Annotated in this window: 1 protein-coding gene and 1 pseudogene; one reads left to right on the plus strand and one right to left on the minus strand. The window is 60.6% G+C overall.

Features of this window, described 5'->3' with window-relative positions:
* On the plus strand, positions 1–216 hold a 216-nt coding region (locus TSA1_RS40410), incomplete at its 5' end, for a hypothetical protein (RefSeq protein WP_210421909.1).
* Between the two features lie 76 nt (positions 217–292).
* Here the strand turns inward: TSA1_RS40410 and TSA1_RS29930 are convergent.
* A pseudogene (locus TSA1_RS29930) lies at positions 293–510 on the minus strand (ABC transporter ATP-binding protein); the annotation flags it as partial.

Here is a 510-nt window from a genome sequence, read left to right on the forward strand (position 1 = left end):
CAGGCGCGAAATCGCGCCACCGAAGTGGTGTCGAAGGGCATCCCAGATCCGCTTTCGCGCGCCGGAGGCGACCTATCTGACATGACTCGACCGCAGCAGGCTCGAGCTCTCCGCTTTGGATTCTCAGTATTTTCGGAACACCGCGAAGATTGGGTTTGCCGAAGGCGAGACTTCGATCCCGCGAGCCGGCAATTCGTCCAGCTTCAACTTCGCTAATGCCAATTCTGGACGAGACGCTGGACTGACGACCGCTCGCCTTCACAGCAATGCTAGAAAGATGGCCAGAGATACTTCATTCGACCTGAATGTTGACGCCGCCACGCGCCGTCTGCTCGACGACGGCGTCGATGCCATAGACCTGCTTCAGTGTCGACCTCGTGATCACATCACGCGGGTGGCCATGCGCGAAGAGGCGCCCCCCGCTCATTACCGTCACCGTATCGGCCCATGATGCGGCGGCCTGGAGATCGTGCAGCACCAGGATCACGATCACGCCCTTGCGCGCCTCCT

It is taken from the genome of Bradyrhizobium nitroreducens (assembly GCF_002776695.1).
Classification (GTDB): Bacteria; Pseudomonadota; Alphaproteobacteria; order Rhizobiales; family Xanthobacteraceae; genus Bradyrhizobium; species Bradyrhizobium nitroreducens.